The organism is Mycobacterium sp. (assembly GCF_032162605.1).
GTDB lineage: Bacteria > Actinomycetota > Actinomycetes > Mycobacteriales > Mycobacteriaceae > Mycobacterium.
Map to the genome: position 1 here is coordinate 1 of NZ_JAVROT010000242.1, position 5,520 is coordinate 5,520.

Below are 5,520 nucleotides of genomic sequence, written 5' to 3' on the forward strand. Positions count from 1 at the left end.
CCGGGATCGGCATTCTTGGGACAGAACACAACGGGCTAACACCGAGGAGGACCATGACCGTCACCGTCCAGCAAACACACACACGGTTCAGTGACGGGCGCCGCATCGTGCTCGACGAGAACGAGCGACTGCTCAACTCCGTTGCGGCAGAACAGTGGGACCGCGCTGGCTCGCTCATCACCGCCGCGCGGGCGGTGTTCGTGATCGGCAACGGACGCAGCGGCCTGGCCACCCAGATGGCTGCGATGCGGCTGATGCACCTCGGGCTCCGCGTCCACGTAGCCGGCGAGGTCACCGCCCCCGCGATCGGCGCAGGAGATCTGCTGATCGCCGTGTCGGGATCGGGTACCACCGGCTCGGTCGTCGGCGCGGCGGACACGGCAATGAAGGTGGGCGCCTCGGTGCTCGCTGTCACTACGGCCGCGGACTCGCCGCTCGCCCAGCGCGCCGACGTGGTTCTGGTCCTGCCGGCGGCCGACAAGCAGGACCACAGCGGATCCGTCACCCGTCAGTACGCAGGCAGCTTGTTCGAGCAGTCCGTGCTCCTCGCCTTCGACGCGCTGTTCCAGGCGCTGTGGAGCAACGAAGACCAGAGCGCCCAGCGGCTGTGGGAACGCCACGCCAACATCGGCTGACCCGGCATACCGCCAAACCCGCCGAATAGCACACCGCTAAATCCCCAAATAGATGGAATGACAGGAGAAGCACATGACGAAACTGCAGGTTGCGGTCGATTTGCTCACCACCGCCGACGCCCTGGCGCTAACCAACAAGGTGGGCCCGTACGTCGACATCATCGAACTCGGCACCCCGCTGATCAAGAGCGCCGGCCTCAGTGCCATCAGCGCGATCAAGGCTGCGCATCCGGACAAGGAGGTCTTCGCCGACCTCAAGACCGCTGACGCCGGCTTCCTCGAGGCCGACATCGCCTTCTCTGCGGGTGCTGACCTGGTCACCGTCCTCGGTGTCGCCGGTGATGCCACCATCAAGGGTGCCGTCGAGGCAGGAGTGAAGCACGGCAAGAAGGTCGTCGCCGATCTGATCGGCGTCGAGAACCGCGTCGAGCGTGCCCGTGAGGTCTCCAAGCTCGGTGTCGCGTTCGTCGAGATCCACGCCGGTCTCGACGAGCAGGCCCAGCCCGGCTACTCCATTCAGGCCCTCCTCGACGACGGCAAGCTCGCCGGTGTCCCGTTCTCGATCGCCGGTGGCGTCAAGGTCGGCACCATCGCCGCCGTCCGTGACGCCGGCGCAGACGTCGCCGTCGCCGGTGGCGCGATCTATAGCGCCGAGGACCCCGCCGCGGCGGCGAAGGCGCTCAAGGACGCCCTCGCCAAGTAGTCGCAATCTCGAAGGTCCCCGAACACCTTGGTGTTCGGGGACTTTCGTCGTCAATGGTGAGGTATCGAGGAGCGGTGCTCGGCCGAGACGACTATCCCCGCACCTGTTGGACCTGGACGGCATGTGCCATCTCTTCGCACAGCTCGAACCCGTTGTGGCCGGACACCGTGATGGTGACCGAACCGGGCCTGGTCTCGACGGTGACGTGAGCGTCAGGAACGACGCCCGCCGCCCGCAACTGTCCGATGACGGCCGGATCCGACTGCACGTGTTCCGCGAGGCGCCGGACGATGACCGCGGTCGGCCTGCCGGGTGGCACGTCCGTGAGCCGGATGAGTGTCTCAGGGTCGCCGATGGGGTGGTTCAACCCCAGCAACCCGAGTCCCGGAATCGGGTTGCCGTAGGGCGAAGTGGTGGGGTTGTTGAGCACCGCCACCAGGCGCCGCTCGACTTGCTCGCTCATGACGTGCTCCCAGCGGCAGGCCTCCGCGTGAACCTTTTCCCACTGGAGGCCGATGACGTCGACCAACAGTCGTTCGGCGAGGCGGTGCTTCCGCATCACCGACACCGCGAGTTCACGGCCCTTCTCCGTCAGTTTCAGGCGGCGGTCACCCTCGACCAGGACGAGACCGTCACGCTCCATCCGGGCAACGGTCTGGCTGACCGTCGGACCGCTCTGCTCGAGTCGTTCGGCAATGCGTGCTCGAAGTGGGCGGACGCCCTCTTCTTCCAAGTCATAGATCGTCCGGAGGTACATCTCCGTGGTGTCGATTAGATCCTTCACGCTCAGACCTTCTTCGTCTCGGTGGTCCGCCGCGCCAATCCTGGTGCAGGGAAGTCGTTCTCGACGCCCGAGTCGCTGGAGATGTCGTCGGTAAGCGCCTCGTCTCCAAGGCGGTCCGCGCCGGCTGCCAGCGGGTTCATCGCTTGTACTCCAGCCACCGTCATCTCGGTTGCACCCCGTCTCTCGCTGGCGCATTCAGAAATGCGGTGAATACCAGTTTCGAAAGCCTCGAGCGCGAAAGCACTCGGCCGAGCGGCTAGTGACAGCTCCCCGTCCGGCTAGGTGGGGCGGCCTCGAAACCCCCGTATACATAGAAATCAGCAAGACACTGAAAACCGAAAGGGGCACGGTGACTATGGAACTGGGATTAGTCGGCCTGGGAAAGATGGGCCTGAGCATTCGCGGGCGGCTCCGTGAACGAGGAGTCGCGGCGATCGGATACGACCCGCACGTCGCCGACAGCGATGTGGATAGCCTCGTAGCGTTGGTCGAGTCGCTTCCCACCCCGCGAGCGGTGTGGGTGATGGTGCCCGCCGGTGCCCCAACCCGACAGGCGATCGGGAAGCTCTCGCGCCTTCTCTCACCGGGTGACCTCGTCGTCGACGGCGGCAACTCCCGGTTCACCGACGACACGGTCAATGCTCATATCCTCGCCGAACACGGCATCGGCTATCTCGATTGCGGCGTCTCCGGCGGGGTGTGGGGACGACGGAACGGCTACTCGTTGATGGCCGGCGGTGACGCCGTCGACATCGACCGGTTGATGCCGGTCTTCGACGCCCTGCGCCCGGACGGTGACAGGGCGGACTCTTTCGTCCACGTTGGCCCGGTCGGCACCGGCCACTACGCGAAAATGGTGCACAACGGCATCGAGTCCGGGCTGATGCAGGCCTACGCCGAGGGCTACGAATTGCTCGCGGCAGAAGCGTCCGTGGTGGACGTGCCTGCAGTCCTGCGTGCCTGGTCGAAGGGCGCCGTGGTTCGGTCCTGGTTGCTCGACCTCCTGGTGCAGGCCCTGTCCGGGGACCCCGAACTGGAGTCCCCGTCGGGCGTCACCGAAGACTCTGGCGAGGGCCGGTGGACCCTCGAAGCGGCCATCGCACACGCCGTTCCTGCACCGGTCATCTCCGCGGCACTGTTCGCGCGGTTCGCCTCCGGCCAGCACGATTCGCCGGCGACGAAGGCCGTCTCGGCGCTGCGTGGCCAGTTCAGCGGGCCTGCCATCCGATGCGCCGAGCCCGTCGGGATCGGCTGAACCGTAACGGTGCAGAGCGAACCCACCATCGAGAAACACCATCCGACCACCATTAGTAGAGAGAGCGACGAATGACACTGACAGCGAACGAAATTCGAACCGCACCGGCAGTCCATGGGAGCGACGCGCCGACCAACGCGGTGCACCCCGCTGACTGGACGAAGCTGGACACCAAGGCCGTCGACACGGCTCGTGTGCTCGCCGCGGACGCGGTCGAGAAGATCGGCAACGGCCATCCCGGGACGGCGATGAGCCTTGCCCCACTCGCCTACACCCTGTTCCAGCGGGTCATGCGGCATGATCCGTCGGACGCCGACTGGGTCGGCCGCGACCGCCTGGTGCTCTCGTGTGGGCATTCCAGCCTCACCTTGTATACCCAGTTGTATCTGGCCGGGTACGGCCTTGAACTGGACGACCTGAAGGCGCTGCGGACCTGGGGATCCAAGACGCCGGGTCACCCCGAGGTCGGGCACACCCGGGGTGTGGAGATGACCACCGGCCCGCTGGGCCAGGGGCTGGCGTCCGCAGTCGGCATGGCGATGGCGGCCCGCCGCGAGCGTGGGCTCTTCGACCCGGAGCCCGCCGCGGGTGAGAGCCCGTTCGACCACCACATCTACGTGATTGCCTCGGACGGCGACATCGAGGAGGGTGTCACGTCGGAGGCGTCGTCGATCGCGGGCGTGCAGCAGCTGGGCAATCTGACCGTGTTCTACGACGACAACAAGATCTCCATCGAGGACGACACCGCCATCGCGCTGAGCGAGGACGTCGCCACCCGGTACGAAGCGTACGGCTGGCACGTGCAGGTCGTCGACGGCGGCGAAGACGTCTCCGCGATCCTGGCGGCCACCGAGGCCGCCAAGGCCGTCCTCGATCGTCCGTCGATCATCCTGCTGCGCACCGTCATTGGCTACCCGGCGCCGAAGAAGATGAACACCGGTGGGGTGCACGGCGCGGCCATGGGCGCCGACGAGGTCGCCGCAGTCAAGCGCGCTCTCGGCTTCGACCCGGACAAGAGCTTCGACGTCGACCCCGCCGTGTTGGCGCACGCGCGCCAGGTCGTCGACCGCGGCGACAAGAGCCGGGCGCAATGGCAGAAGGAGCTTTACGCCTGGGCCATCCGGGAGCCGGAACGCTTCGAGCTGTTCTCGCGCCTGCAGGACGGCGTCCTGCCGGACGGCTGGGCGGACGCACTCCCCGTCTACGAACCAGGATCGAAGGGCGTGGCCACCCGCAAGGCGTCCGGTGCCGCGATCAATGCCCTCGCCCCGGTCCTTCCCGAACTCTGGGGTGGGTCGGCCGACCTGGCGGGCAGCAACAACACCGCGATCGAAGGCGCGGACTCCTTCGGGCCGGTCTCCATCTCCACCAACGACTGGAACGCCCAGCCGTACGGGCGAAACCTGCACTTCGGGATCCGTGAGCACGCGATGGGCTCGATCCTCAACGGTATCGCCCTGCATGGGCCGACCCGACCCTACGGCGGCACGTTCCTGGTGTTCAGCGACTACATGCGTCCGGCCGTGCGGCTTGCGGCAGTGATGAAGACCCCCGCCATCTACGTGTGGACGCACGACTCGATCGGCCTTGGCGAAGACGGGCCAACGCACCAGCCGATCGAGCACATCGCCTCCCTGCGCAACATCCCCAACGTCGCGGTCATCCGCCCTGGAGACGCCAACGAGACGTCGCAGGCTTGGAGAGCGGCAGTCGAACACACCACCGGACCGGTCGCGCTGGCACTCACCCGCCAGGACATCCCGATCCTCGAAGGCACCCGCGAGAAGGCCGCCGAAGGCGTCTCCCGCGGCGGCTACGTGCTCGTCGAAGCGTCCACCGGCAGCCCTGAGGTCGTGCTGATCGGCACGGGTTCCGAACTGCAGCTCGCCGTCGCCGCCCGCGAAGCGCTCGAGGCCGACGGCGTGCCCACCCGGGTGGTGTCGATGCCGTGCCTGGACTGGTTCGAAGCACAGGACCAGGCCTACCGCGACCGCGTGCTCCCGCCGACGGTCAAGGCCCGCGTCTCGGTGGAAGCCGGACTGGCCATCTCCTGGTATCGCCTGCTCGGTGACGCCGGCGAGGCTGTCTCGCTCGAGCACTTCGGCGCTTCCGCCGATGGACCAACCCTGTTCCGTGAGTTCGG

Annotated in this window: 6 protein-coding genes; 4 read left to right on the forward strand and 2 right to left on the reverse strand. The window is 66.9% G+C overall.

Annotated features, from left to right (window positions below):
* Positions 1 to 53 precede the first annotated feature (53 nt).
* Positions 54 to 635 carry a 6-phospho-3-hexuloisomerase gene (gene hxlB / locus QOI01_RS14715; protein ID WP_526382093.1) on the forward strand — a complete coding sequence of 194 codons (582 nt, stop codon included), beginning with the start codon at positions 54 to 56 and terminating at the stop codon, positions 633 to 635.
* Between the two features lie 73 nt (positions 636 to 708).
* Positions 709 to 1,338, forward strand: a complete 630-nt coding sequence (gene hxlA / locus QOI01_RS14720) for a 3-hexulose-6-phosphate synthase (protein ID WP_526382095.1) — start codon at positions 709 to 711, stop codon at positions 1,336 to 1,338.
* A gap of 91 nt (positions 1,339 to 1,429) precedes the next feature.
* Here hxlA and QOI01_RS14725 read toward each other — a convergent pair whose 3' ends face one another.
* Both QOI01_RS14725 and QOI01_RS14730 read right to left on the reverse strand, forming a co-directional pair.
* Positions 1,430 to 2,122 carry an iron-dependent transcriptional repressor DtxR gene (locus QOI01_RS14725; protein WP_526382097.1) on the reverse strand — a complete coding sequence of 231 codons (693 nt, stop codon included), beginning with the start codon at positions 2,120 to 2,122 and terminating at the stop codon, positions 1,430 to 1,432.
* A gap of 2 nt (positions 2,123 to 2,124) precedes the next feature.
* Positions 2,125 to 2,280 carry a hypothetical protein gene (locus tag QOI01_RS14730; RefSeq protein WP_526382099.1) on the reverse strand — a complete coding sequence of 52 codons (156 nt, stop codon included), beginning with the start codon at positions 2,278 to 2,280 and terminating at the stop codon, positions 2,125 to 2,127.
* A 197-nt stretch (positions 2,281 to 2,477) separates the two neighbouring features.
* Here QOI01_RS14730 and QOI01_RS14735 point away from each other — a divergent pair, with 197 nt between their 5' ends.
* Positions 2,478 to 3,377, forward strand: coding sequence for an NADP(+)-dependent, decarboxylating phosphogluconate dehydrogenase (locus QOI01_RS14735; protein ID WP_526382103.1), 900 nt, complete (start codon positions 2,478 to 2,480; stop codon positions 3,375 to 3,377).
* A gap of 71 nt (positions 3,378 to 3,448) precedes the next feature.
* On the forward strand, positions 3,449 to 5,520 hold a 2,072-nt coding region (gene tkt / locus QOI01_RS14740; protein WP_526382101.1), incomplete at its 3' end, for a transketolase.

Excerpts from the sequence above, each read along its gene's own strand:
- hxlB (WP_526382093.1), top strand. The coding sequence starts at position 54 with ATGACCGTCACCGTCCAGCAAACACACACACGGTTCAGTGACGGGCGC.
- QOI01_RS14735 (WP_526382103.1), top strand. The coding sequence starts at position 2,478 with ATGGAACTGGGATTAGTCGGCCTGGGAAAGATGGGCCTGAGCATTCGC.
- hxlA (WP_526382095.1), top strand. The coding sequence starts at position 709 with ATGACGAAACTGCAGGTTGCGGTCGATTTGCTCACCACCGCCGACGCC.